Source organism: Amycolatopsis sp. NPDC006131 (genome assembly GCF_040614175.1).
Classification (GTDB): Bacteria; Actinomycetota; Actinomycetes; order Mycobacteriales; family Pseudonocardiaceae; genus Amycolatopsis_E; species Amycolatopsis_E tucumanensis.
This window is the reverse complement of the sequence record NZ_JBEXTX010000025.1, coordinates 49,167-70,506: the sequence shown is the minus strand read 5'-3', so window position 1 is coordinate 70,506 and position 21,340 is coordinate 49,167. Positions and strand designations below refer to the sequence as shown.

At 71.0% G+C, this 21,340-nt stretch carries 21 protein-coding genes and 1 tRNA gene; 10 read left to right on the top strand and 12 right to left on the bottom strand.

Translation table 11 applies throughout. The features are described 5' to 3' along the window. Positions 1 to 68: 68 nt before the first annotated feature. Entirely contained in the window at positions 69 to 1,406 is a 1,338-nt protein-coding gene (locus ABZ215_RS16075; RefSeq protein WP_354950112.1) for an MFS transporter, read from the bottom strand. Between the two features lie 112 nt (positions 1,407 to 1,518). Then, complete coding sequence (locus ABZ215_RS16070; RefSeq protein WP_354950111.1) at positions 1,519 to 2,157, bottom strand: TetR/AcrR family transcriptional regulator; 639 nt, start codon at positions 2,155 to 2,157, stop codon at positions 1,519 to 1,521. Positions 2,158 to 2,222: 65 nt separating this feature from the next. Between ABZ215_RS16070 and ABZ215_RS16065 the strand changes: the two genes are divergently transcribed. Then, a complete protein-coding gene (locus ABZ215_RS16065; protein ID WP_354950110.1) occupies positions 2,223 to 4,010 on the top strand; it encodes a TIM barrel protein in 1,788 nt (595 codons plus the stop codon). Here the strand turns inward: ABZ215_RS16065 and ABZ215_RS16060 are convergent. Continuing rightward, positions 3,998 to 4,339 (bottom strand): antibiotic biosynthesis monooxygenase family protein, encoded by a 342-nt coding sequence (locus tag ABZ215_RS16060; protein WP_237338803.1) that lies wholly within the window; start codon positions 4,337 to 4,339, stop codon positions 3,998 to 4,000. The two genes, ABZ215_RS16065 and ABZ215_RS16060, sit on opposite strands and share 13 nt — an antisense overlap. Before the next feature lie 83 nt (positions 4,340 to 4,422). Here ABZ215_RS16060 and sigK point away from each other — a divergent pair, with 83 nt between their 5' ends. Both sigK and ABZ215_RS16050 read left to right on the top strand, forming a co-directional pair. Beyond that, positions 4,423 to 5,016 (top strand): ECF RNA polymerase sigma factor SigK, encoded by a 594-nt coding sequence (gene sigK / locus ABZ215_RS16055; RefSeq protein ID WP_020421536.1) that lies wholly within the window; start codon positions 4,423 to 4,425, stop codon positions 5,014 to 5,016. Continuing rightward, positions 5,013 to 5,738 (top strand): anti-sigma factor, encoded by a 726-nt coding sequence (locus tag ABZ215_RS16050; protein WP_354950109.1) that lies wholly within the window; start codon positions 5,013 to 5,015, stop codon positions 5,736 to 5,738. The genes sigK and ABZ215_RS16050 overlap by 4 nt, the downstream gene beginning before the upstream one ends. 84 nt (positions 5,739 to 5,822) lie before the next feature. On the opposite strand, the gene ABZ215_RS16045 is transcribed toward ABZ215_RS16050, so the two are convergent. After that, positions 5,823 to 6,281 carry a nuclear transport factor 2 family protein gene (locus tag ABZ215_RS16045; RefSeq protein ID WP_237338805.1) on the bottom strand — a complete coding sequence of 153 codons (459 nt, stop codon included), beginning with the start codon at positions 6,279 to 6,281 and terminating at the stop codon, positions 5,823 to 5,825. Between the two features lie 76 nt (positions 6,282 to 6,357). Here ABZ215_RS16045 and ABZ215_RS16040 point away from each other — a divergent pair, with 76 nt between their 5' ends. The 4 genes from ABZ215_RS16040 to ABZ215_RS16025 all read left to right on the top strand — a co-directional run bounded on the left by ABZ215_RS16040 (position 6,358) and on the right by ABZ215_RS16025 (position 9,359). Continuing rightward, positions 6,358 to 6,804 (top strand): SRPBCC family protein, encoded by a 447-nt coding sequence (locus tag ABZ215_RS16040; protein ID WP_027936376.1) that lies wholly within the window; start codon positions 6,358 to 6,360, stop codon positions 6,802 to 6,804. Continuing rightward, positions 6,804 to 7,016 (top strand): KTSC domain-containing protein, encoded by a 213-nt coding sequence (locus ABZ215_RS16035; RefSeq protein WP_354713714.1) that lies wholly within the window; start codon positions 6,804 to 6,806, stop codon positions 7,014 to 7,016. Before ABZ215_RS16040 ends, ABZ215_RS16035 begins: the two co-directional genes overlap by 1 nt. Positions 7,017 to 7,118: 102 nt before the next feature. Beyond that, positions 7,119 to 8,504: an alkaline phosphatase PhoX gene (locus ABZ215_RS16030; RefSeq protein WP_237338808.1), complete on the top strand. Its 1,386-nt coding sequence runs from the start codon at positions 7,119 to 7,121 to the stop codon at positions 8,502 to 8,504. A gap of 63 nt (positions 8,505 to 8,567) precedes the next feature. After that, positions 8,568 to 9,359 carry an aminotransferase class IV family protein gene (locus ABZ215_RS16025; protein WP_354950108.1) on the top strand — a complete coding sequence of 264 codons (792 nt, stop codon included), beginning with the start codon at positions 8,568 to 8,570 and terminating at the stop codon, positions 9,357 to 9,359. A gap of 6 nt (positions 9,360 to 9,365) precedes the next feature. On the opposite strand, the gene ABZ215_RS16020 is transcribed toward ABZ215_RS16025, so the two are convergent. Next, positions 9,366 to 10,256 (bottom strand): NmrA family NAD(P)-binding protein, encoded by an 891-nt coding sequence (locus ABZ215_RS16020; RefSeq protein ID WP_354950107.1) that lies wholly within the window; start codon positions 10,254 to 10,256, stop codon positions 9,366 to 9,368. Positions 10,257 to 10,342: 86 nt separating this feature from the next. Here ABZ215_RS16020 and ABZ215_RS16015 point away from each other — a divergent pair, with 86 nt between their 5' ends. Further along, positions 10,343 to 10,693 carry a MerR family transcriptional regulator gene (locus ABZ215_RS16015; protein ID WP_020421528.1) on the top strand — a complete coding sequence of 117 codons (351 nt, stop codon included), beginning with the start codon at positions 10,343 to 10,345 and terminating at the stop codon, positions 10,691 to 10,693. A 32-nt stretch (positions 10,694 to 10,725) separates the two neighbouring features. Here the strand turns inward: ABZ215_RS16015 and ABZ215_RS16010 are convergent. Next, positions 10,726 to 10,799, bottom strand: a tRNA-Leu gene (locus ABZ215_RS16010). Positions 10,800 to 10,900: 101 nt separating this feature from the next. Between ABZ215_RS16010 and ABZ215_RS16005 the strand changes: the two genes are divergently transcribed. Beyond that, the gene (locus ABZ215_RS16005) at positions 10,901 to 11,122 is read left to right on the top strand and encodes a DUF3618 domain-containing protein (RefSeq protein ID WP_017984592.1); all 222 of its coding nucleotides are present in this window, start codon (positions 10,901 to 10,903) and stop codon (positions 11,120 to 11,122) included. A 4-nt stretch (positions 11,123 to 11,126) separates the two neighbouring features. Here ABZ215_RS16005 and ABZ215_RS16000 read toward each other — a convergent pair whose 3' ends face one another. Together ABZ215_RS16000 and ABZ215_RS15995 are read right to left on the bottom strand one after the other, a co-directional pair. Further along, a complete protein-coding gene (locus tag ABZ215_RS16000) occupies positions 11,127 to 11,606 on the bottom strand; it encodes a hypothetical protein (protein ID WP_020421527.1) in 480 nt (159 codons plus the stop codon). 230 nt (positions 11,607 to 11,836) lie between these two features. Next, positions 11,837 to 12,391 carry a TetR/AcrR family transcriptional regulator gene (locus ABZ215_RS15995; protein WP_237338849.1) on the bottom strand — a complete coding sequence of 185 codons (555 nt, stop codon included), beginning with the start codon at positions 12,389 to 12,391 and terminating at the stop codon, positions 11,837 to 11,839. A 136-nt stretch (positions 12,392 to 12,527) separates the two neighbouring features. On the opposite strand from ABZ215_RS15995, the gene ABZ215_RS15990 reads away from it, so the two are divergent. Then, the gene (locus tag ABZ215_RS15990) at positions 12,528 to 14,003 is read left to right on the top strand and encodes an NAD(P)/FAD-dependent oxidoreductase (protein ID WP_354950106.1); all 1,476 of its coding nucleotides are present in this window, start codon (positions 12,528 to 12,530) and stop codon (positions 14,001 to 14,003) included. Positions 14,004 to 14,759: 756 nt separating this feature from the next. On the opposite strand, the gene ABZ215_RS15985 is transcribed toward ABZ215_RS15990, so the two are convergent. The 4 genes from ABZ215_RS15985 to ABZ215_RS15970 all read right to left on the bottom strand — a co-directional run bounded on the left by ABZ215_RS15985 (position 14,760) and on the right by ABZ215_RS15970 (position 21,317). Then, positions 14,760 to 15,233 carry a helix-turn-helix domain-containing protein gene (locus tag ABZ215_RS15985; RefSeq protein WP_020421524.1) on the bottom strand — a complete coding sequence of 158 codons (474 nt, stop codon included), beginning with the start codon at positions 15,231 to 15,233 and terminating at the stop codon, positions 14,760 to 14,762. A 190-nt stretch (positions 15,234 to 15,423) separates the two neighbouring features. After that, positions 15,424 to 17,208 (bottom strand): LCP family protein, encoded by a 1,785-nt coding sequence (locus ABZ215_RS15980; RefSeq protein ID WP_354950105.1) that lies wholly within the window; start codon positions 17,206 to 17,208, stop codon positions 15,424 to 15,426. An 88-nt stretch (positions 17,209 to 17,296) separates the two neighbouring features. Next, a complete protein-coding gene (locus ABZ215_RS15975) occupies positions 17,297 to 19,459 on the bottom strand; it encodes a phospholipase A2 (protein WP_237338815.1) in 2,163 nt (720 codons plus the stop codon). 835 nt (positions 19,460 to 20,294) lie between these two features. After that, positions 20,295 to 21,317, bottom strand: a complete 1,023-nt coding sequence (locus ABZ215_RS15970) for a GGDEF domain-containing protein (RefSeq protein ID WP_354711841.1) — start codon at positions 21,315 to 21,317, stop codon at positions 20,295 to 20,297. Positions 21,318 to 21,340: the final 23 nt, after the last annotated feature.

Genomic DNA, 21,340 nt, shown 5'->3' with positions numbered 1-21,340 from the left:
CCGGTCGACGGAGGCGGCCCGCACCGGGCCGGTTTTCCGAGCCGCTCCGCCGACGCTGCTCGCAATCGCTAGGCGGTCGCCCCGCCTGGGGAGGTCACCGGGACCCGTCCGCCGCCCGTGTCCTTGCGGCCCAGGTCGGCGGTCGGGACCCGGTAGTTGTCCCGGCCGGTCAGCACCGCGATCACGTTCACCAGGCACAGCCCCGCGGTGAAGATCGCGACACCGACCCAGTTCGCGCTCTTGTCACCGGCGATGGCGGCGGCGATCGTCGGCGTGAACCCGGCGATCGCGAACCCGATCTGCGTGCCGATCGCCATGCCGGACAGCCGCACCCGCGCCGGGAACATCTCGCCGTAGAACGCGGGCCACACCGCGTTCGTCGCGCTGTAGACGACGCCGAACATCAGGATGCCCACGACGAACACCAGCACGTAGTTGCCCGACGCGATCGCGCCGAGGTAGGCGAAGATCAGCACCGCGCAGCCCAGCGACCCGCCGATGAACACCGGCTTGCGCCCGACCTTGTCGGCCAGCATCGCCCACAGCGGGATCGCGCCGAGCGCGACGACGTTGGCGAGCACGCCGACCCACAGCATCGGGGTGCGCGCCAGCCCGGCCGAGTTGACCGCATAGGACAACGCGTAGACGGTGAAGATCGTGCTGACCGCGGCGATCACGGCGGCGAACACGACCCGCAGCACGTCGGCCCAGTGGTCCCGGAACAGCACCGCGACCGGCAGCTTCGCCTGCTCCTTGCCGGCCACCTCGCGTTCGAAGACGGGCGTCTCGTCCAGCTTGCGCCGGATGACGAACGCGGCGACGACGACCAGCGCGCTGGCCCAGAACGGCATCCGCCAGCCCCAGCTCTGCAGCGCGGCCGTCGGCATCGCGGCGACCGGCAGGAACACCGCGGTCGCCAGGATCTGCCCGGCCTGCGTGCCGGACAGCGTCCAGCTCGTGTAGTACGAGCGGCGGTCCTCGGGCGCGTGTTCGAGCGACATCGAGTTGGCCCCGGCCTGCTCGCCGGCCGCGGACAGCCCCTGCAGCAGGCGCAGGATCACCAGCAGCACCGGGGCGAGCACGCCGACCTGCCCGTACGTCGGCAGGCAGCCGACCAGGAACGTGGACACGCCCATCAGCAGCACGGTGAAGACCAGGACCTTCTTGCGGCCGAAGCGGTCGCCGACGTGGCCCAGGATGAACGCGCCGATCGGGCGGGCGACGTAGCCGACGCCGAACGTGGCCAGCGCCAGCAGCGTGCCGGCCGCCGGGTCCGAGCTGGGGAAGAAGATCTTGCCGAAGACGAGTGCGGCGGCCGTGCCGTAGATGAAGAAGTCGTAGTACTCCAGCGCGCTTCCGACCCAGGCGGCCACCGCTGCCTTGCGGGGCTTTCCGTGCTCGACCACGTCCACGCTCCTGTCGCTCCGTTGCGGACCGGATTAATGTACCGTCTGGTTACGTACCAGATGGTGAGTTAGCCGGACGAGGCTTGTCAACCCGGAGAAGGGGACGAAACGCTCAGTGCGCGGTCAGGTACTCGACAAGCAGGTCGCCGAGCATCTTGCGGTAGTGCTCGCGCCGGCCGGGGGCGAGCATGTCGCGCTTGAAGATGGCGTTGAACGTGTGCCGGTTGGCGGTGCGGAAGATGCAGAACGCGCTGATCATCATGTGCACGTCCAGCGCGTCGACGTCCTCGCGGAACGCGCCGGCGGCCCGGCCGCGTTCCAGGATGCGGGTCAGCACGTCCAGCGCGGGATTGGCGAGCGTCGACAGCACCTCGGACCGTCCGATGTGCTCGGCGTTGTGGATGTTCTCGATGCTGACCAGCCGGATGAAGTCCGGGTGCGACTCGTGGTGGTCGAAGGTCAGCTCGGCCAGCTGCCGCAGCGCCTCGACCGGGTCGAGGTGGTCGACGTCGAGCTCCTGCTCCCGGGCGCGGATGCCGGAGTAGGCGCGTTCGAGCACCGCGATGTAGAGGCCTTCCTTGCTGCCGAAGTAGTAGTAGAGCATCCGCTTGGTGGTGCGGGTCTTCGCGGCGATCTCGTTGACACGCGCCCCGGCGTAGCCCTGGTCCGCGAACTCGCGGGTCGCCACGTCGAGGATCTCGGCGCGGGTGCGCTCGGCGTCGCGCAGGCGTTCGGCGCTTTCGGTCGGCATATGCGCACCGTAGGACTCACCGACTGGTTCGACCAACACCGGCCCGTGCGAGAGGAGTCCCGGCCATGAGGCGAGGGATCGCGACCGTGTGCCTGTCCGGCACGCTCGAAGACAAGCTGACGGCGGCGGCGGCCGCCGGCTTCGACGGCGTCGAGATCTTCGAGAACGACCTGATCGTCTCGCCGCTGTCGCCGGCCGAGGTCCGGCGCCGCTGCGACGACCTCGGGCTGTCGGTGGACCTGTACCAGCCGTTCCGGGACTTCGAGGCGGTGCCGCCGCCGGTGTTCGAGGCGAACCTGCGCCGCGCCGAGCGCAAGTTCGACGTGATGGAGCAGCTCGGCGCCGACACGATGCTGGTGTGTTCCTCGGTGTCGCCGGACGCCGTCGACGACGACGATCTCGCCGCCGAACAATTGCATACACTCGGTGTACGAGCTGCTCAGCGCGGTATTCGCATTGCATACGAGGCGCTGGCGTGGGGCCGGTTCGTCGACACCTACGACCACTCGTGGCGGATCGTGCGGCGTGCCGACCACCCGGCGATCGGCCTGTGCCTGGACAGCTTCCACGTGCTCTCCCGTGGCAGCGACCTCGCGTTGATCCGGACGATCCCGGGCGAGAAGATCTTCTTCCTGCAGCTGGCCGACGCGCCCCGCCTGCACATGGACGTCCTGCAGTGGAGCAGGCACCACCGGCTGTTCCCCGGGCAGGGCGCCTTCGACCTGACCGCGTTCGTCGGGCACGTGCTCGCCACCGGCTACTCCGGGCCGCTGTCGCTGGAGGTCTTCAACGACGTGTTCCGGCAGGCCGACCCGGGGCGCGCGGCGGTCGACGCGATGCGGTCGCTGCTCGGGCTGGAGGAATCGCTGGGGGAGCCCGCGATCGCCGCGCCGGAACTGACCGGGCACGCGTTCACCGAGCTGGCCGTGGACGAGACCACCGGCCCGCGACTGGCCGCGGCGCTGACCGCGATGGGCTTCGCGCACACCGGGCAGCACCGGTCGAAGCCCGTGCAGCTGTGGACCCAGGGCGAGGCGCGGGTGTTGTTGAACGCGACCGGCGGGCCCACCGAGATCAGCGCGCTGGCGGTGGAGAGCGCGGACCCGGCGCGCTCGGCGGAGCGGGCGGAGTCCTTCCACGCGCCCGTGCTGCCCCGCGAGCACCGCGCCGGCGAGGCGGACCTCTCCGCGGTGGCCGCCCCGGACGGCACGGCCGTGTTCTTCTGCCGCGAGGGCTGGCTCTCGGACTTCACGCCGACCGGCGAGACGGCCGCGGGCGCCGGGTTGCTGGGCACCGACCACGTGTCGCTGAGCCAGCCGTTCGACAACTTCGACGAGGCCGCGTTGTTCTACCGCACGGTGCTCGGCCTGCACCCGGAGATGCCGACCGAGTTCGCCGCGCCGTTCGGGCTGATCCGCAGCCGCGCGGTGACCAACCCGTCCAACACGGTGCGGATCGCGCTGAACGTGGCGCTGCTGCGCCGCGGCGAGTGGGCGCCCGGCGTGCCCGACCCACAGCACATCGCCTTCACCAGCGACGACGTGCTGGCCACGGCCAAGGCGATGCACGCGGCCGGCGCGCCGCTGCTGGAGATCCCGGGCAACTACTACGACGACCTGGACGCCCGGCTGGCCCCGCCGCCGGACCTGCTCGCCGCCCTGCGCGAGTACTCGGTGCTCTACGACCGCGACGAGGACGGCGAGTTCCTGCACTTCTACACCGAGGTGCTGGGTTCGCGGGTGTTCTTCGAGGTGGTCCAGCGCATCGGCGGCTACCGCGGTTACGGTGCCGCCAACGCGCCGGTGCGGATGGCCGCGCACCGGCGGTTGCGGCTGGCGCGTCAGTCCGGCTGAGCGAAGACCTCGGGGTAGGCGGTGAACACCGGGTTCGCCGCCACCCAGTCCCACAGCTCGCCGGTGATGTCGCCGTAGATCTCGGCTTCCACCATGTCCGCGCACTCGCCACCGCGCTCGAGCAGGGCAGCGCCGCGGTCGTTGTGCGCGAAGGCGGCGTCCACGTCGGTGTACTCCTCGATGACGACGTAGCTGCCCGGCTCCCCGGAGAACCACCGGTAGGTCAGTGTGCCCGGCTCGGTCGCGGCCTGGTCGCGCAGCGCGCGGGCGACCTCCTCGAACCCCTGCTCGTCGTGGACGTCGAACCGGGCGCGCACGTAGAAGCTCATGACCGCATCCAACCAGTGAACCGGCCCATCCGGTCCCGCTTCGGCGCCGAACAAAGGGCGTCGGTGTGAGGGAGGATGACGGCATGGACGATCCGGTCCGGGCGATGCGCCCGGCCGCGCCGGGGCCGGGCGGCCCCTCGCCCGAGGACCTGATGGCTCAGGTCGCGCGGGGGAGCGAGGTGGCGTTCGAGCAGCTCTACGACGTGGTGGCCGGCCCGGTGTTCGGCGTGGTGCGGCGGGTGGTGCGCGACGTGGCCCAGTCCGAGGAGGTCGCGCAGGAAGTGCTGGTCGAGCTGTGGCGCACCGCCGCGCGGTACGACCGTGGGCAGGGCAGCGTGCTGAACTGGTCGCTGACCCTGGCGCACCGCCGCGCGGTCGACCGGGTGCGGTCGGCGCAGGCGCGCACCGACCGCGAGCAGCGGGCCGGTGCGATGGCGCCGGGGCGGGAGTTCGACGAGGTGCTGGAGGCGGTCACCGCTCGCCTGGAGCGGGAGCAGGTGCGCCGCTGCCTGAACGGGCTGACCGAGTTGCAACGCGAGTCGATCATGCTGGCCTACTACGGCGGCCACACCTACCCGGAGGTCGCGGACCTGTTGCAGAGTCCACTCGGGACGGTCAAGACGAGGATGCGGGACGGGCTGATCCGCCTGCGCGACTGCCTGGGGGTGACGCGGTGACCCCGGACGTCCACACGCTGACCGGGGCGTACGCCCTCGACGCGCTCGACGAGCTGGAGCGGCGCCGGTTCGAGGAGCACCTGGCCGAGTGCGCGGACTGCGAGCGCGAGGTGGCCGAACTGCGCGCGACGACGGCCAGGCTCGGGGCGGCGGTGTCCGAGACGCCGCCCGCGGCGCTGCGGGACCGGGTGCTGCGGGACGTGCGCCAGGTGCGGCAGGAGTCACCAGGCCGCCGGGCGCCGACGCGGGGTTCCCGCAACTGGACGACGCGGTTCCTCGCGGCGGCGGCCGTGATCGCGATCGCCGTCGCGGCGGTGGCCGGGGTGCTCGCGGTGCGGGCGGAGCGGCAGCTGGAGACCGCCCAGGAGCAGTACGCGGCGGTGACGCGGCTGTTGTCGGCGCCCGACGCGCAGACCCTGAACGGCGCGGACGCGGGCATTCCGGGCGAGGCGCGGATGGTGATGTCGCCCAGCCAGGACCGGGCGATGCTGATGATGACCGGCATGCCCGACCAGCCGGCCGACGTGACGTACCAGGCGTGGACGATCGACGCGGCGGGCCCGCACCCGGCGGGGGTGATGGGGCACGCCGGAACGACCGGGGCGCCGCTGATGCTGGCGGGCCTGGCGGGGGTGCGCACGGTCGCCGTGACGATCGAACCCGCCGGCGGCTCGGAGCAGCCGACCAGCGCGCCGGTGGTGCTGTTCACGATGCCGGCGTGACGTGCCCGGTGGCCGGGGTGCTCCGGCCACCTGGCCATCAGCACTGGCCAACACCCGACAGCGCTGGGGCCGGCGAGCGGGAGATCATCGCTGCAAGCGGCGTCGCCCGATGAGGGGGCCGAGCCCGGATCGCCACCACGCCGGCCACGCCCCGGGCCGCCCCGCGACGGCCATCGCCACCGGCATCGAGTCGAAGAAGGAGTCCCGGCGCGTCACCCGACCGTCGGCGGTCAGCCACAGCTCGTCCACGGCCCGGAAGGCGAGCGGCTTGCCGCGCAGGGTTCCGCTCAGCCGCAGCTCGATGAACAGCCGGTCCTCCCGTCCGGCCCACGAGAGCACCTCGCCCCGCAGGTCCGGCAGGAACCCGAGCAGCCGTTCGGCCTCCTGCCCCCACGCCTGCCTGCCCCGCGTCGGCGGCACCATCGGCTGGTTCAGCTCGACGTCCTCCGCGAGCAGTGCGTCCCACGCCTGCCGGTGTGGCCGCGCCCAGCCCTCGGCGAAGGCCGCCACGGCCTTCTCGTGCACGGCGGTCCAGTCGGTCATCGTCGACCTCCTTTTTGCAACGGTTGCAAGAAGTGTACGGTTCGAAAACCGGGCAGGCTGAACTACCCTCGAATTCGTGCCAGTCGACGTGCGCACCGAAATCGTGGTCGCGCTGCCCCGGGAAAAGGTGGCGTCCTACGCGGGCGACCCGTCGAACGCGCCCGAGTGGTACGCCAACATCCTGGACGTCGAATGGGAAACCCGCCCACCGCTGCGCGAGGGCACCCGGCTCGGATTCGTGGCGCGTTTTCTCGGCCGGACCCTGCGGTACACGTACGAGGTGATCGAACTCGTGCCCGGCGAACGGCTCGTGATGCGCACCGCGCAGGGCCCGTTCCCCATGGAAACCACCTACAGCTGGGAATCCCTGGACGCGCACAGCACTCGGATGGTCTTGCGCAACCGCGGCGAGCCGAGCGGATTCGCGAAGGTGGGCGCCCGCGTGATGGCCGCCGCGGTGGAACGCGCGAATCGCAAGGATCTGCGCAGGCTGAAGAACCTGCTCGAAACGGGACGGCCCTAGTGCGTCGCCACCCCGTTTCCTCCAGTGCGCTCGCGGCGGTCGGGTACGACGCGGCACGGCGCATTCTGGAGGTGGAATTCCTGCACCACGGCATTTACCGGTACCTGGGCGTGGAAAGCGCTATCTACCGCGCGTTGCTGGCCGCGGAGAGCAAGGGCCGCTACTTCCAGGCCCGCATCCGCGACCGCTACCCGCACGAGCGGCTCGCCTGAACCGTTCGCCGTCCGTTCGCCTGCGCGTCGTCTGCGGTCCCCGCCCGGGTCGGAATCGGCGGTTTTGATCCCTTCGCACGGTTCCCACCACAGGAGGTCGTCATGGCTCCACTTTCCCGGCGTGATCTGCTGCGCACCGGCGCGGCGAGCGGTCTGGGCGTCATCGTCGCGGGCAGCGTCGACGCGATCGCGGCGCCCGCCGCGGCCGCGCAGGTCACCCGCGCCACCGGCTACGGCCCCCTCGTCGACGACCCCGCCGGCCTGCTGGCGCTGCCGAAGGGCTTCCGGTACAAGGTGATCGCGCAGTCCGGCGTGACGAAGCTGGAGACCGGTGAATTCACCCCGAGCGACCCCGACGGCATGGCGTGCTTCCGCAGTGGCCGGGACTTCGTGCTGATCAACAACCACGAGATCGGCGGCAGCGAGCCGCACCGCACGCCTGCACTGGCCGGCCTCACCTACGACCCGGGCGCGGGCGGCGGCACGACGACCATCGTGGTGGACCGGGAGGGCAACCGGAAGAGCGAGTACGTCAGCCTGGCCGGCACGCACAACAACTGCGCGGGCGGCGAGACCCCGTGGGGCACGTGGCTGACCTGCGAGGAGACCGAGCAGCGCGCCGGTGGCGTGTACCAGAAGGACCACGGTTACGTGTTCGAGGTGGACGCGTTCGACCGCGACGCGAACCTCGAGCCGGTCCCGCTGAAGTTCCTCGGCCGCTACTCGCACGAGGCCGTCGCCGTCGACCCGAAGACCAGCGAGATCTACCTGACCGAGGACGCGAGCGGGCCGAACGGCCTGTACTTCCGGTGGGTGCCGCCGAAGGGTTTCCGCGGGGGCAAGGGCGCGCTGCGGGCGCTGGCGTTGTCCGAGGGTGGCGACACCGCGGGCCGGCTGCAGGCGATGAGCGCGTTCAAGGGCAGCAGGCACATCGGCGACCTGTCGGAGGCGACCACGCCCGGCACCCGCTACAAGGTCCGGTGGGTCGACGTGCCCGACCGGGACGCGCGGACCGTGTCGGTGCGCAAGCAGTTCGAGCCGGGCCAGGTGACCCACAGCCGCAAGCTGGAGGGCGCCTACTGGGGTGACGGCGGGGCGTACTTCGTCGCCAGCTACGCGCGGATCAGCGACGGCAGCGTCAACGAGCACGACGGCCAGGTGTGGTTCTACGACCCGCGTGCGGAGACGATCGAGCTGAAGACGATCTATGGCGTGAACCCCGACCCGGAGGCCGACACCGACTACGACGGGCCGGACAACATCACCGTGTCCCCGCACGGCGGCCTGATCCTCGCCGAGGACGGGGAGGGCCTGAGCCACCTCGTCGGCGTCACCCGCGACGGCAAGTCCTACCCGCTGGCGCGCAACGACCTCAACGACAGCGAGTTCACCGGGCCGGTGTTCAGCCAGGACGGGCGGATCCTGTTCGCCTGCATCCAGAGCCCCGGCCACGTCTTCGCGATCACCGGCCCGTGGGGCGACTGCTGAGCGGGTGATCCAGGTCATCACCGCTAGAGCCTCACACCGGTGTGAGGCTCTAGTTTCGGCGGCATGAGCGTTTTCGTCGTACACCGCAACGGCCGTCCGGCCACCACCGAGGATCTGGCCCCGCTCGCCTTCGCCGGGTACGCCCACTTCACGGCGATGCAGGTGCGCGGCGGCCGGATCCGCGGCCTCGACCTGCACCTGAACCGGCTGCGTGCCGCGTCGTCCGAGCTGTTCGGCCGGGCACTGGCCGACGACGTGGTGCTCGCGCACCTGCGGGCCGCGTTGCGGGAGGGGCCGGAGGACGTCTCGCTGGGCGCCACCGTGTACTCGCCGGAGTTCTCGACGGCGGACGCCGCACCTGAGTTGCTGGTCCGCACCGGACCGGCCACCGACGGCCCGGCCGGACCGTTGAGCCTGGCGACGTTCGAGTACGAGCGGGTCCTGCCCGTGTTCAAGCACGTCGGTGAGGTGGCCAAGACGTACTACCCGCGGCAGGCGGTGGCGCGCGGCTTCGACGACGCCGCGTTCGTCGACCGCCATGGCCGGCTCACCGAGGCGTCCATCTGGAACCTGGCGTTCTGGGACGGCGCCTCGGTGGTCTGGCCCGAGGCGCCGGTCCTGGCCGGGATCACGATGGGCATCCTGCGGCGGCAACTCGACCGGCTCGGCGTGCCGCAGCGATCGCAGGTCCTGACCAGGGCCGATCTGCGAGACCTGCGCGGCGCGGTGGTCATGAACTCCTGGACACCCGGCGTGGCCGTGCGCCGGATCGACGACGTGGAGCTGGCCACGCCGGAGTCCTTTGTGGAGCTGCTGCACCGCGCCTACGCGGAGGAGCCGCTGGTCGCCCCGTGACGCCGGTCAGCGCGCGAACCGCCGGGCGAACTCCGCCACACCGGTCGGCCGGACAGCGGGGTAGCGGTCGTTGTCGAGCGGGTCGAGCTTGGCCTTCCCGGTGACCATGGCCCAGACGTACTGGAGGGCGACGAAGTCCGCGGGTCCGGTGGCGACGGCCCGGCGCCGCCGGATCTCGGCCTCCAGTTCGCCGACGTCGCCGCGCACGCGGAGTTCGAGACGCCTGCCCGAGCCACGCTGCAGCGCGTCGTGGAACTCCTTCATCGTGAGCACGTCCCCGGCGACGCGGACCGGCCGCCCGGCGACGGCCGGATCGAGCGCCACTTCGGCGGTGTACTCCGCGGTGTCCGCCACCGTGGTGAAGTCGCAGGGCTGGTCGCCGTCGCCCCAGTAGGCGAAGGTGTCGTTGTCCCAGTCGACGATCTCCAGGAACGGCGCGGTCATCACCTCGGTGAACGCGCCGTTCAGGACCGACGTCACCTGCACGTGGGTGCCGTCGAACGCCTGGTGAGCCCGGCGCCGGTGGTCGAGGAAGACGTTGTCGCCGTCGTCCAGGCGGAACAGGTCGACGGCGAAGTCCGACGGGATCAGGCGCGGCACGCCGGCCTTCTCGGCGGCGCGCAGCAGAGCCGTCTGCCCGTCGACCACGACGTCTTCCCCGCCCTGCAGAGCGGAAATCGCGACGTCCGCGCCTTCGAGCGACCGGGCGAGGCGTTCCGGCCCGTCGGTGAGCGAGCCTTCGGCGATCACCACGCCCTTGTCCGCGAGCGCATCGACCGTCTCCCGCTTGCTGGAGGGCCGGACCAGCGCCCGGACGCGGACGTCGCGCCGCAGCAGGCTGTCCACGATCGCGCCGCCGAGCATGCCGGTCGCCCCGGCCACGAAAACCTCTGTCACTGCCGTTCCTCTCGTCACGTTGACGTGTCCGGCGTCGAAGCTAATCCTTGAAATCAGTTACAAGGTCAAGTCGCGGAGGCGGACGGATGCGCATCGGAGAGCTCGCGCGGCGAACCGGGGTGGACGAGCAGCTGCTGCGGTACTACGAGAAGCAGGGGTTGCTCCAGCCGGCGCGGACGCCGAACGGTTACCGCGACTACGCCGAGGACGACGTGACGGCGGTGCGCCGCATCCGGGAGCTGCTCGCGGCCGGGCTGACGACGGCCGGCATAGCCGAGATCGGCACGTGCGTGCGGGGCGAACCGCCGACCCCCGCCTGCGACGGCGTGCTGGAGCGACTGCGCGCGGAACGATCCCGCATCGACGCGACGATCGCCCGGCTGCAAGGCGCACGGACGGCACTGGACACGGTGATCGAGCGCCGCCAGGACGCCTGACGCGCGGCGGGCGCGGTCGAGCGACTTCGCGGTGGGCCCGGAGAGACTCGAACTCTCACTGGCATGGACCTAAACCATGTGCCTCTGCCAATTGGGCTACGGGCCCCGACGCCACCAGCCTAGCGCCCGGGCCTCGTACGGCGTGGCCGGTGCCGCCCGTCGCGGGGCGTGATCTACGGTTGTGCCCTGCGAAGGTGAGGAGGACCTGTGGCTCGCGACCCGGACACCATCGAGCGGGAGATCGTGAAGGCCCGCGAAGCGCTTGCGTCGACGTTGGATCAGCTGGGCGAGAAGGCCAGCCCCAAGCGGCTGGCCGACAACGCCAAGACGACCCTGCGCACGAAGTTCGACGACCCCAAAGTCAAGTTCCCGCTGATCGGGGTCGGCGTGCTCGTCGCCGCACTGCTGGTGCGCAAGCTCTTCCGCTGAGGGCTCAGGCCCGCGCGGCCGGCGTGCTCGCGGCCGCGGTCACCTTGATCGACGAGGTGGCCGCCGGCTGCGGCGCCGCCGGCTTCGCGGCCGTCAGCGCGTCCCCGATGTCCGCCGTCAGCTTCGCCTTCGGCTTCTTCTCCGGCTTGGACGCCGGCTGCTCTGGTACATCAGCCGGTGCCTCCTCCGCCGTCGACGCCTCCGCCGGCGCGGCCGGCTCCGGAACCTCGATCGGCGCCGGCTCGGGCCGCGTCAGCCGCGCGGTCATGTACGCGGCCGTGAACTCCAGCGCGCTGCCGTTCAGCAGGTGGACGACGGTGGCCCCCTTCGCCTCCGCGCCCAGCTCCTCGACGAACTGGTCGACCCGGTCCCGCGCCGCGATGATGCCCGGCGCCCGCGCGGTCAGGCTCCTGCCATGGCCGGTCACGGTGACCGCCCAGTCGTCGTCCTCCGGCACGTAGATCGCCGTGATCGGTACCGCCATGAGTCTCACACCCCTGCCGCTCTCGGCTGCAACTCCACTTTGAGGGAGCAATCCGAAGCCTCTTCATGACGCCGATCGCGTTCATCCGATCGGGCGTGCTTCTGCCGCCATTTGCTTAACGCTCTGTCAGCTTCTATCGATACATCAACAGAACTCTGCGTGACAAGTTCTGGGCGAAACTGTGCGATGCGTGACGACCGGATGGAGCAACCACCTGCGGATACGCGTGATCACTGAGCGCGAAGACCAAGTCCCGTCCACAGGACCTCCATCGCGAGGTCGGTAGCCAGATCGGGTGTCACCTCGTCGTGCTGCTCGCACCAGATGGCGAGCCGCTCGCACGCCCCGACGACGAGCTCGGCCGTCGCCTCCAGCAGGAGGTGCCCCACCTCGCCGGCGTCGAAGTACTGCGCCATCAGCTTCGCGATCAGGTCCGTCTGCTGGCGCCGGGTGTCCTCCAGCGCGTCCGAGGCCGACGTGCCGATCAGGGCGAGCTCGTGGCGCAGCAGCGACCAGCCCTGCCGCCGCTCGCGCGCGAACACGAAGAACGCCCGCAACCCGCTGCGCAGCGCCTCGCGCGCGTCCGTCTGGCCGGCTACCGCACGCTCGGTCACCTCGCGCAGCTCGGCCCTGGCCTGCGCGACGCACGCCAGCAGCAGGCCTTCCTTCGAGTTGAAGTACTCGTAGAGCATCGGCTTGGACACGCCCACCCGCTCGGCGATCTCGTCCATCGACGCCGCGGCGAACCCGCGCTCGGCGAACACCGCTTCCGCGACCTCGAGCATCTGCTGCTCGCGCTGGGCTCGGGGCATGCGTTTGCGACGGGTCGGCCCGGTCATGAAACTGACTCTACCGGAGGTAACCTACTCCGAGTAAGATGGACTCGCGGTAACACCTAATGCTCAGTGTGGAGGAAGGTACATGGCAGAGCACACGCGAACGGGCGTGATCATCGTCGGCACCGGGTTCTCCGGCCTGGGCATGGCGATCCAGCTGCGCAAGGAGGGCCGCGAGGACTTCGTCATCCTGGAGAAGGCGGACGACGTCGGCGGCACCTGGCGCGACAACACCTACCCGGGCTGCGCCTGCGACATCCAGTCGCACATGTACTCGTTCTCCTTCGAGCAGAACCCGAACTGGAGCCGCTCGTTCTCGCCACAGCCGGAGATCTGGGACTACCTGCGCGGGGTCGCGCGCAAGTACGACCTGTACGAGCGCACCCGGTTCGGCCAGGAGATGACCGGCGCCCGCTGGGACCCGGACGAGCACCGCTGGCACGTCACCACCAAGAACGGCGACACGTTCAGCGGCCGGTTCCTGGTCAACGGCGTCGGCGCGCTGCACCTGCCGCAGATCCCGGACCTCAAGGGCATCGAGCGGTTCCAGGGCAAGACCTTCCACTCGGCGCAGTGGGACCACGACTACGACCTGCGCGGCAAGCGCGTCGCGGTCGTGGGCACCGGCGCCAGCGCGATCCAGTTCATCCCGGCCATCGCGCCCGAGGTCGAGCAGTTGCACGTCTTCCAGCGCACGCCGGCGTGGGTGATGCCGAAGCCGGACCACGCGATGCCGGAGTGGGCCAAGTCGGTGTTCGCGAAGATCCCCGGCACGCAGCGCGCCTACCGCAACCTCCTGTACTGGATGCTGGAGGCCCGCGCGATCGGCTTCAACGGCCACCAGGGCCTGATGAAGGTCGCGCAGAAGCTCGCGAAGTCCAACATCGACAAGCACATCGACGACCCGGCGCTGCGCGCGAAGCTGACGCCGGACTACGTGATGGGCTGCAAGCGCGTGCTGATCTCCAACGACTACTACCCGGCGCTGAACCGGGACAACGTGGACGTGATCACGAACGGCGTCGCCGAGGTCACCGAGACCGGCGTGATCGACACGGCGGGTGTGGAGCGCGAGGTCGACGCGATCATCTTCGGCACCGGGTTCCACGTCACCGACGCGTTCGACAACCTGGACATCATCGGGGTGGAGGGCCGCAAGCTCAACAAGGAGTGGGCGACCGAGGGGATGCGGACCCACCTCGGCATCACGGTCAACGGGTTCCCGAACATGTTCTTCCTGCTCGGGCCGAACACCGGGCTGGGGCACAACTCGGTCGTGTTCATGATCGAGTCGCAGATCCGCTACGTCGCCGAGGCGATCCGGCTGGTGGAGCAGACCGGCGCCGGTGCGCTGGAGCCGCGGGCCGAGGTGCAGGAGCGGTTCAACGCCGAGATCCAGCACAAGCTGGCCAAGGGCGTGTGGACGCAGGGCGGCTGCAAGAGCTGGTACCTCGACGCGAAGGGCGTGAACCGGACGATCTGGCCCGGCTTCACCTGGCGGTACTGGCTGAACACGCGAAAGCTGCGGCCGTCCGACTTCGAGCTGGTCGGCCGCGACTGACTCGTGTGACGCCTTGCCGGAGTGCGGCCCGGTTGGGGTCGCGCTCCGTATTGGCGGCGCGCCGGAGATTGCGCGTAGGCGGTCCCGCGGTGAGGTTGCGCAGCTGGGCCATGCACGACATTGGCCGCCCGGTGGAGGCGCATCTCGCGCGCGGTGCCGAGCCGGCTTTGTCCTGCTGGAGTGCGGCCCGGTTGGGGTCGTGCTCCGGCCGGGAGTGTCAGTCGTCTTCCACGTCGGAGATCGCGCGTAGGGGGCCCAGCGGTGCGGGCGGAGGGCGGTGAGGTTGACGGCTGGGCCGCCCACGCCATGGCCGCGGTCGAGGTTCACCTCGCGCGATGCCGGGCTGGCAGAGGTTGTCTTGCCGGAGTGCGGCCCGGTTGGGGTCGCGCTCCGGGCGGGAGCGTCAGTCGTCCTCTACGTCGGAAATCGTGCAGGCGATCCAGCAGTTCGGGGACGATGACGTTGCCATCCACGACATGGCTGCCCGGTCCAGGTGCACCTCGTGTGGGGCGCTGCCCTGGCGGAGTTCGTCCGGCCGGAGTGCGATCCGCGTGGGGTCGCGCTCCGGCGGGAACGTCAGTCGTCTTCTACGCCGGAGATTGCGCGTAGGCGGTTCAGCGGTCCGGGCGGTGAGGTTGCACGGCTGCGCATCCACGCCGCGGTCGCCCGGTTGAGGCGCACCTCGCGCGGCGCCGGGTTGGCGGAGTTTGTCCTGCCGGAGCGCGATCCGAGTGACGGTGCGCTCCGGCAGGAACGTCAGTCGTCTTCTACGCCGGAGATTGCGCGTAGGCGGTCCAGCAGTTCGGGCACAGTGAGGTTGCACAGCTGGGCCATCCACGACATGGCCGCCCGGTCCAGGCGCACCTCGCGCGCCGCGCCGGGCTGGCGCAGTCTGCCCTCCGCCCACCGGCGCAGCGGCAGCAGCTCGGTCCGCTCGTCGGCGACGATCCGGGTCAGGTCCAGCCGCACCTTGCCCGGCTCGTCGGCGAAGACGCGCCGGTGCACGCGGGCCAGCAGGTCCTGCGGCAGCTCGTCCATCGCGAGGCACAGCTCGACGAGCCGCACCACCGAGCACTGGCGCGTGCCCAGTTCGTAGGTCGCCAGCGTCTGCAGCGAGATGTCGCTCTGCAGGTGCTGGTTCAGCTCCTTGCGCGTCCAGCCTCGTCGCCGGCGCAGCTTGCGGAGTTCCTCCCCCAGGATTCGCTGGTAGAGGTCATTGTCGATGCGCACTCCCCGTCCCCTGCCCTGACCTTGCGTCGCGCCGCACCCCTGCTCTGGCACGTCCGGTCGAACTCCAGCGGTGTTCACGGGTATGTAAGTCGCTGAGTGCGGGTTCCTTACGCGACTTTGCCCAGTCCGTTTCATTTGACCGGCGTTATTAGGCCGATCGGGCTAACCCGGGGTGGGCTGGACGGTGTGGTCAGTTGACGCAGGTGATGCCGTTGGCGGTGATCGGCTCGTCGCTGCCCGGCGCAGGGGCCTGGGTGCTCGCGGGCGGCGCGGCGGCCGCCTGCTGGACCACGCGCGACGGAGAGGCCGAGTAGTCGCTGCCGACGAGCACGACGACATGCCCCTTGGTCACGGTCGGGTCCTGCTCGATCGTCGCGCCCGAGCCGAGTGCGTCGGCGACCTGCTGGGCCGCCTCCTGGCCGCCTGCCGGGTACCGGACCACGGTCGACTTGCGCGAGGTGGTGTTCGAGGTCTGGCCGCCGGTGAAGCCCTTGCCAGTGAGGCTCTGCAGGACCGTGGACGCGAGCCCCTCGCGGCCGGTTCCGTTTCGGACGTCCACAGTGGTCGCCGACTTGGCCGGTCCGGTCTCGGCGGGCTGTGCGGACTGGGCCGGGGCGGTCAGGCCCCGGACGAACTCCCGGATCTGGTTCGGGTCGACCTGGATGGCCTGCCCGTCGTCCGGGGTGCTGTAGTCCATGTTGACCACCGGGATGGTGCGGAACTCCAGCTGCCCGCCGGTGAGCCCCTTCATCTGCTGGGCGAACCCGAGGATGTCCCAGCCCTGGTTGAGCACCACGGACTTCTTGACCGCGTCGGTGAGACTGTTCAGCTTGCCCGGATCGGCGAGGGTGCCTGCCGACAGCACCTTGCGCGCCATCCCGGCCATGAACACCTGCTGACGCACGACCCGGTCGAGGTCGCCGCGCGGAAGACCGTGCCGCTGCCGGACGAACTCGAGCGCCTCGACACCGGAGATCGTGTGCTGCCCCTTGGTGAACTTCGCGCCCGAGTACGGGTCGTTGACGTTCTCCTTCAGGCACACGTCCACGCCGCCGATGGCCTTCGTGATCTCGGAGAACCCGAGCAGGTTGACCGAGGCGTAGTTGTCGATCGTCGAGCCGGTCAGCTGCTCGACGGTCTGGATGAGGGTCTTGGCCCCGGCCTGGTTGGACTGCACCTCGATGGACTTGGCGTCCGTCTCGCCCTCTTCCTGCAGTTTCCGGCGTTCCGCGGCCTTCGCGCGGGCGTACGCGGAGTTGATCTTGTGCTTGCCGAAGCCGGGGATGTTGACGTAGGAGTCGCGGGGCAGCGAGACCGCGACGGCTTTGCTGCCGTCGTTGGGGATGTGGACCATGATCAGCGTGTCGGTGTTCTCCTCGCCGTCCGCGACACCGGCGCGGAGCTGGGCGAGGAGGTCCGCCGGCAGCGGGTTGCCCTGCGCGTCGGTGCGGCTGTCCATGCCGACCAGGAGGATGTCGCGGGCCCCGTCGGCGGGCTGGTTCGCGTCGATCACGTCCGTGGTGGTGAGGCCGTTGACCAGGCCCTGCATCGCCGCCCACGCGTAGCCGGTGAGGCTCATGACTAGCAGGGACACCAGCCCCACGGCGACCTTCGCGCCCCGGCGCGACGAGCGCCTCGGCGGCGGTGGCGGCGGACGGCGGCGGATCTGGGCGGGCGCGGCCCGGTCGCGGGGCGCCGGCCCTCGCACGGCGCGGCCGGCAGGTGGGCGGCCTGCCGAGGTGCGGTTGCCCGCCGATTTGCCTGCGCGGTCGACGGCCGGGCGGCCCGCGGAGGTGCGCCCGGCGCGGTCGGCCGGGGTGCGGCCCACCCGTTCGGGCGGGACGCGGTCGGGGGAGGAGCGACCGGCGCGGTCGGCCGGCGTGCGCCGGACCGGGCCTTCGTAGCGAGCGTCGATCTGGCGCGGTCGCGGCCGTGCGGGCCGGCCGGTCCCACGATCATTCCGCGGGTCGTCCACGCCAGGTGCTCCTTTCGTCGCCGCTATCGTTCACCTACTCGGCCGTAGCGTCGCATACGGCCAACCGGAAGTGGTTCACAACACTCGGTTACGTGTTTTGCGCCACCGCCTTGGTGGATACGAGCGTGCTGGCCACCGCCGCCAGCGCGATCAGGGCCGTCACGCCGTGCACCGCCATCGTCACCGGATCGGCCGCCGACAGCAGCGCCGGAACGCACGCGACCCCCGTGACGACCCACGTGCTGCGCGCGCCGCTGAGCCCTGTCCGCACCGTGTGCAGGAGGAATACCCCGATCAGCAGCTGGATAAGGTTCTGGATCGGGTCGACCGGCAGTCCCATGATCGAGCCGTCGTCACCGCCGAACCGGGTCAGCGCGAACCCGAACAGCCCGACCACGGCGAACCCGATCCCGAGCATGGTCGCCGCGTGGGCGAGCCAGCCGTCCGAGGCCGGGTGGTCCGCGACCGGGACAGCCGTCTCCCGCGGGTGGCGCTCGAACCACCAGAAGACCATCAGCGCGGGAACTGCGAGCAGCGCCAGCGCGAACCACGTGCGCGGGTCGCGGACCCAGCCGAAGATCGCTGCCGGGTGGTCCGGCAGGTAAACCAGCGCGACGACGAGCAGCATCGCGGCGAGGAAGCCCAAGTACAGGCTCATCGGCGCGCGCATCGCCAGGCGGGCGAGGCCGGCGCACCTGGTGGTCAGCCGGGCGAGCGGTTTCGCGGCCAGGCCCAGCAGGCCGATCTGGGCGGCGCCGAGCAGCAGGACCGGCAGGGTGGGCCCGGACAACGCGGGCGGCGCGCCCGGCGCGCCGAGCAGGTCGCGGCTGAGCCCGCCGACCGTGGTGAGCAGGGCGAGACCGGTGACCCCCGCGGCCGTGACACCGACCAGGAGCAGCCGGTTGGAGGTGCGGATCCGCCCGAACGCGACCTGCTGGGCGAGCAGCGCGAGGCCGAAGGCCGCCAGGTAGCGCGGGATGGGCGAGCCGATGGCCCGTGCCGCCATCTCGGCCAGCACGACGAAGGCGAGGAGGCCGGCCACCGAGGCCGCCGCGGCGCACCGGTGCAGGGCGAGCATCAGCGGGGTGGCCACCACCGTGAGCAGGTAGATGCCCAGCAGCCACAGCGGGTGCAGAGCGATGCGCATGATCGCGGCGTTCGTGCCCTCGGGAATGCCGAGGAGTTCGAGCGCCAGCGGGACGAGCAGCGCCACCACGACGAAGATCAGGGCCGGGCGCAGCAGCCAGCTCGCGCGATGGGCGAGGTACTGGCGGTACCCGCCGCCGCTGTCCCTGGTGGCGCGCCAGCCCGCCGCGTTGGCGCGGCCGCCGGCGAAGAAGAACACCGGGGCGAGTTGAGCCACCCACGTGAGCGGCCACAGCCAGTCCGCGCCCACGCCGGCCCACCGCGCCAGCGCGATGGCCGATTCGCCGAGGATCAGCAGCACCAGGCTGCCCACGCCGAGCGTCACCCACGGGGACAGCGGCGCAGGCGGCCTCGTGGCGGCCGGCGGCGGGGGGGTGGCGACGCGGGCGTGCCGGTGCTGCAGCCAGCCGCGGAGCCGGAAGATCAACAGGCACCCGATCACGGCGACGCCTGCCAGCAGCGGGCCGATCGGGTCGCCGACCGGCGGGCCCCAGCGCTGGTGCCAGGAGTTCACGACGAGCCCGGCGGAGTAGAGGCTCGCGACGACGCGGCACGTGCGTGGCGAGTCCATCGGGTTGATGACGCAGGCCGCGTGCATGTCGTCGGACAGGCGCTGGTCCAGCGCCTCGCGGACGTCCTGGCCGAGGGGGTGGCCGACCGCGGCGGCGTAGCGGAGGAGGTCGTAGCCCAGGTCGTGTGCCTTGCACGGGACCGCGTAGTCCCACTTCGTGTTGTCGTCGCCCCACGGGGTCGAGCAGCCGCCGTCGACGTGCACCGCGCGGACCGTGCCGTCCCGCGCCTGCATCTGGCCCGGCACGACACCGGTGACCTGGGTGAAGTCGGCGGGCAGGAGGGCGAGCGCGGTCGCCTGCTGGCCGGGGTGGACGAGCGCCTCGATGGCCTGCTGGGCGGCCAGCGCGCCGCCGGTGGGCGGCCCGGCGTCCGGCGGGGAGGCCGGCCGCGACGCGACGAACCCGAAGGTGACGACGGCCAGCGACAGCACCAGCAGCCAGGCGGAGGTGGCCAGGCGGCGGCGCACCCGGGGCACCGGTGTGGTGGCCTGCCCGGGTGGCGGGTGGTCGGTGAAGGTCGCTGGGGTGATCATCGCCTCCCAGAGTGGCAGGGGAGCGGCCTCTGCGGCCACCAGGGAATTCCCTGATCGTGGATTCCGGAGTGCGCCACTCTAGTGGGTGAGGGGTGGGAGGTTTAGGAGTCGGGGGGCCGGGGTCGGGCGAACGCCCTGGTCGGGGCGGGTGCTCTGGGGACGGGGGCGTTCTCGGTGTGCGAGTGGGTCTTTCGTGGGGTTGTGGGTGGGTCGCTCGTGGGGTTGTGGGTGGGTCGCTCGTGGGGAGGTGAGTGGGGCGCTGGTGGGGGAGGTGAGTGGGCCGCTGGTGGGGCTGGGAGTGGGCCGCTGGTGGGGGAGGTGAGTGGGCCGCTGGTGGGGCTGGGAGTGGGCCGCTGGTGGGGGCGGGAGTGGGCCGCTGGTGGGGGAGGTGAGTGCGCCGCTGGTGGGGCGCGAGTGGGGTGCTGGTGGAGGGCGGGGAGTGAGGCTGGTGGAAGGTCGGGAGTGAGGCGCTGGTGGAGGGCGGGAGCGGACCGCTGGCGGGGGCGGTGTCCGTGGGCGGGTGTCGTGGTGGGAATCGCCGTGGTGGTCGCGTGGCTGGTTGGTCCAGGTCTCGGCGATGCCGTTGGGACGGGAGCCCGGGTGCGGCGGGCTCATAGTGGTGGGAATCGCCGTAGCGATCGGATCGCGCGTTGGGGCCTGTCTCGGGGTGCCGTATCTGAAAGGCTCCGGAATTGCTGTGACGGCGGTCCACCTGCCGGTCTGGTGGCTGTGCACCCGGGCATGGCGACACGGGGTGCGGGCAAATCGGCGAGTGCGAGTGGATCGGCGACCGTGAATGGAACAGAAGTAGGTCGCCGCGCCGTCTGCGAATCGCTCAGTGCGTGATGTGCTTGGCTTCGCGTGGGGGTTGCGTCAGCGCGGAATCGCGGGCGGCGCGGGCTATCCGGACCTGGTTGCGGCCGCCCTCCTTCGCCTCGTAGACGGCCGCGTCCGCGGCCTGCATCAGCGTCGGCAGGGTGTCGCCGTGGTCGGGGAACACCGCGACCCCGATCGAGGCCGTCCGCTCCGACACCAGCGTCTGGTCACCGCGCTTGTTGGTCGTCCTGATCTGCAGTCCGGCCACCGCCGAGCGGATGCGCTCCCCGGCGACCGTCGCCGCCGCCTGGTCCGTGTCCGGCAGCAGCACCAGGAACTCCTCACCACCGAAGCGGCCCACGACGTCGCTCGGGCGGGTCACCTCGTCCAGCAGCTGCGCCAGGTTCCGCAGCACGTCGTCGCCCGCGGGGTGGCCGTACGTGTCGTTGATCCACTTGAAGTGGTCCAGGTCGATCATCAGGATGGCCAGCGGATCGGCCGCCTTCGTCGCCCTGTTCAGGGCCCGCTCGGCCGACTCGGTCCAGCCGCGCATGTTCGCGACCTGCGTCTTCGGGTCGGTCCGCACGTCGGCCTGCAGCTGCTCGATCTCGGCGAGCCGGTTGAAGACCACCGTCACCACGGCCATGATCGCGACCGTCGGCGGCATGATCACCAGCAGGATCGCCGTCACCGCGCCGAGGCCGATCGTGATCGCCTCCAGCACGTTGTCCGCCGGGCTGCCCAGCACCGTCCGCGCGTTCGCCTTCTCCGGCGCGGCCAGCGCGATCACGGATCCGACGTAGAGGATCTGCACGCCCTCGTAGATGAGCCCGGCCACCAGCATCCAGCCGAACTCGGTGAGCGAGCCCGTGACGTCCAGCGAACCCCAGTCGTGCGGACCCAGCTCGACGTAGACCTGGTGGGCGAGCGTCGCCGCCAGCATGTGGGCCACCGTGGAGTACACGAAGTTGTGCGCAGGCCGCCGCGCGACGAACCAGCGCTGCACCCGGACCAAGCCGACGACCAAGATCGTCAACGGCACCGGGAGAATAATCGCGGCAGGCA

Bases quoted from the DNA above. Each gene is read 5' to 3' on its own strand.
- ABZ215_RS16070 (WP_354950111.1), bottom strand. From the start codon at position 2,157: ATGCCGACCGAAAGCGCCGAACGCCTGCGCGACGCCGAGCGCACCCGC.
- ABZ215_RS15975 (WP_237338815.1), bottom strand. From the start codon at position 19,459: ATGATCACCCCAGCGACCTTCACCGACCACCCGCCACCCGGGCAGGCC.
- ABZ215_RS15995 (WP_237338849.1), bottom strand. From the start codon at position 12,391: ATGCTCGAGGTCGCGGAAGCGGTGTTCGCCGAGCGCGGGTTCGCCGCG.
- ABZ215_RS16045 (WP_237338805.1), bottom strand. From the start codon at position 6,281: ATGACCGACTGGACCGCCGTGCACGAGAAGGCCGTGGCGGCCTTCGCC.
- ABZ215_RS15990 (WP_354950106.1), top strand. From the start codon at position 12,528: ATGGCAGAGCACACGCGAACGGGCGTGATCATCGTCGGCACCGGGTTC.
- sigK (WP_020421536.1), top strand. From the start codon at position 4,423: ATGGACGATCCGGTCCGGGCGATGCGCCCGGCCGCGCCGGGGCCGGGC.
- ABZ215_RS16015 (WP_020421528.1), top strand. From the start codon at position 10,343: ATGCGCATCGGAGAGCTCGCGCGGCGAACCGGGGTGGACGAGCAGCTG.
- ABZ215_RS16030 (WP_237338808.1), top strand. From the start codon at position 7,119: ATGGCTCCACTTTCCCGGCGTGATCTGCTGCGCACCGGCGCGGCGAGC.
- ABZ215_RS16065 (WP_354950110.1), top strand. From the start codon at position 2,223: ATGAGGCGAGGGATCGCGACCGTGTGCCTGTCCGGCACGCTCGAAGAC.
- ABZ215_RS16060 (WP_237338803.1), bottom strand. From the start codon at position 4,339: ATGAGCTTCTACGTGCGCGCCCGGTTCGACGTCCACGACGAGCAGGGG.
- ABZ215_RS16000 (WP_020421527.1), bottom strand. From the start codon at position 11,606: ATGGCGGTACCGATCACGGCGATCTACGTGCCGGAGGACGACGACTGG.
- ABZ215_RS16025 (WP_354950108.1), top strand. From the start codon at position 8,568: ATGAGCGTTTTCGTCGTACACCGCAACGGCCGTCCGGCCACCACCGAG.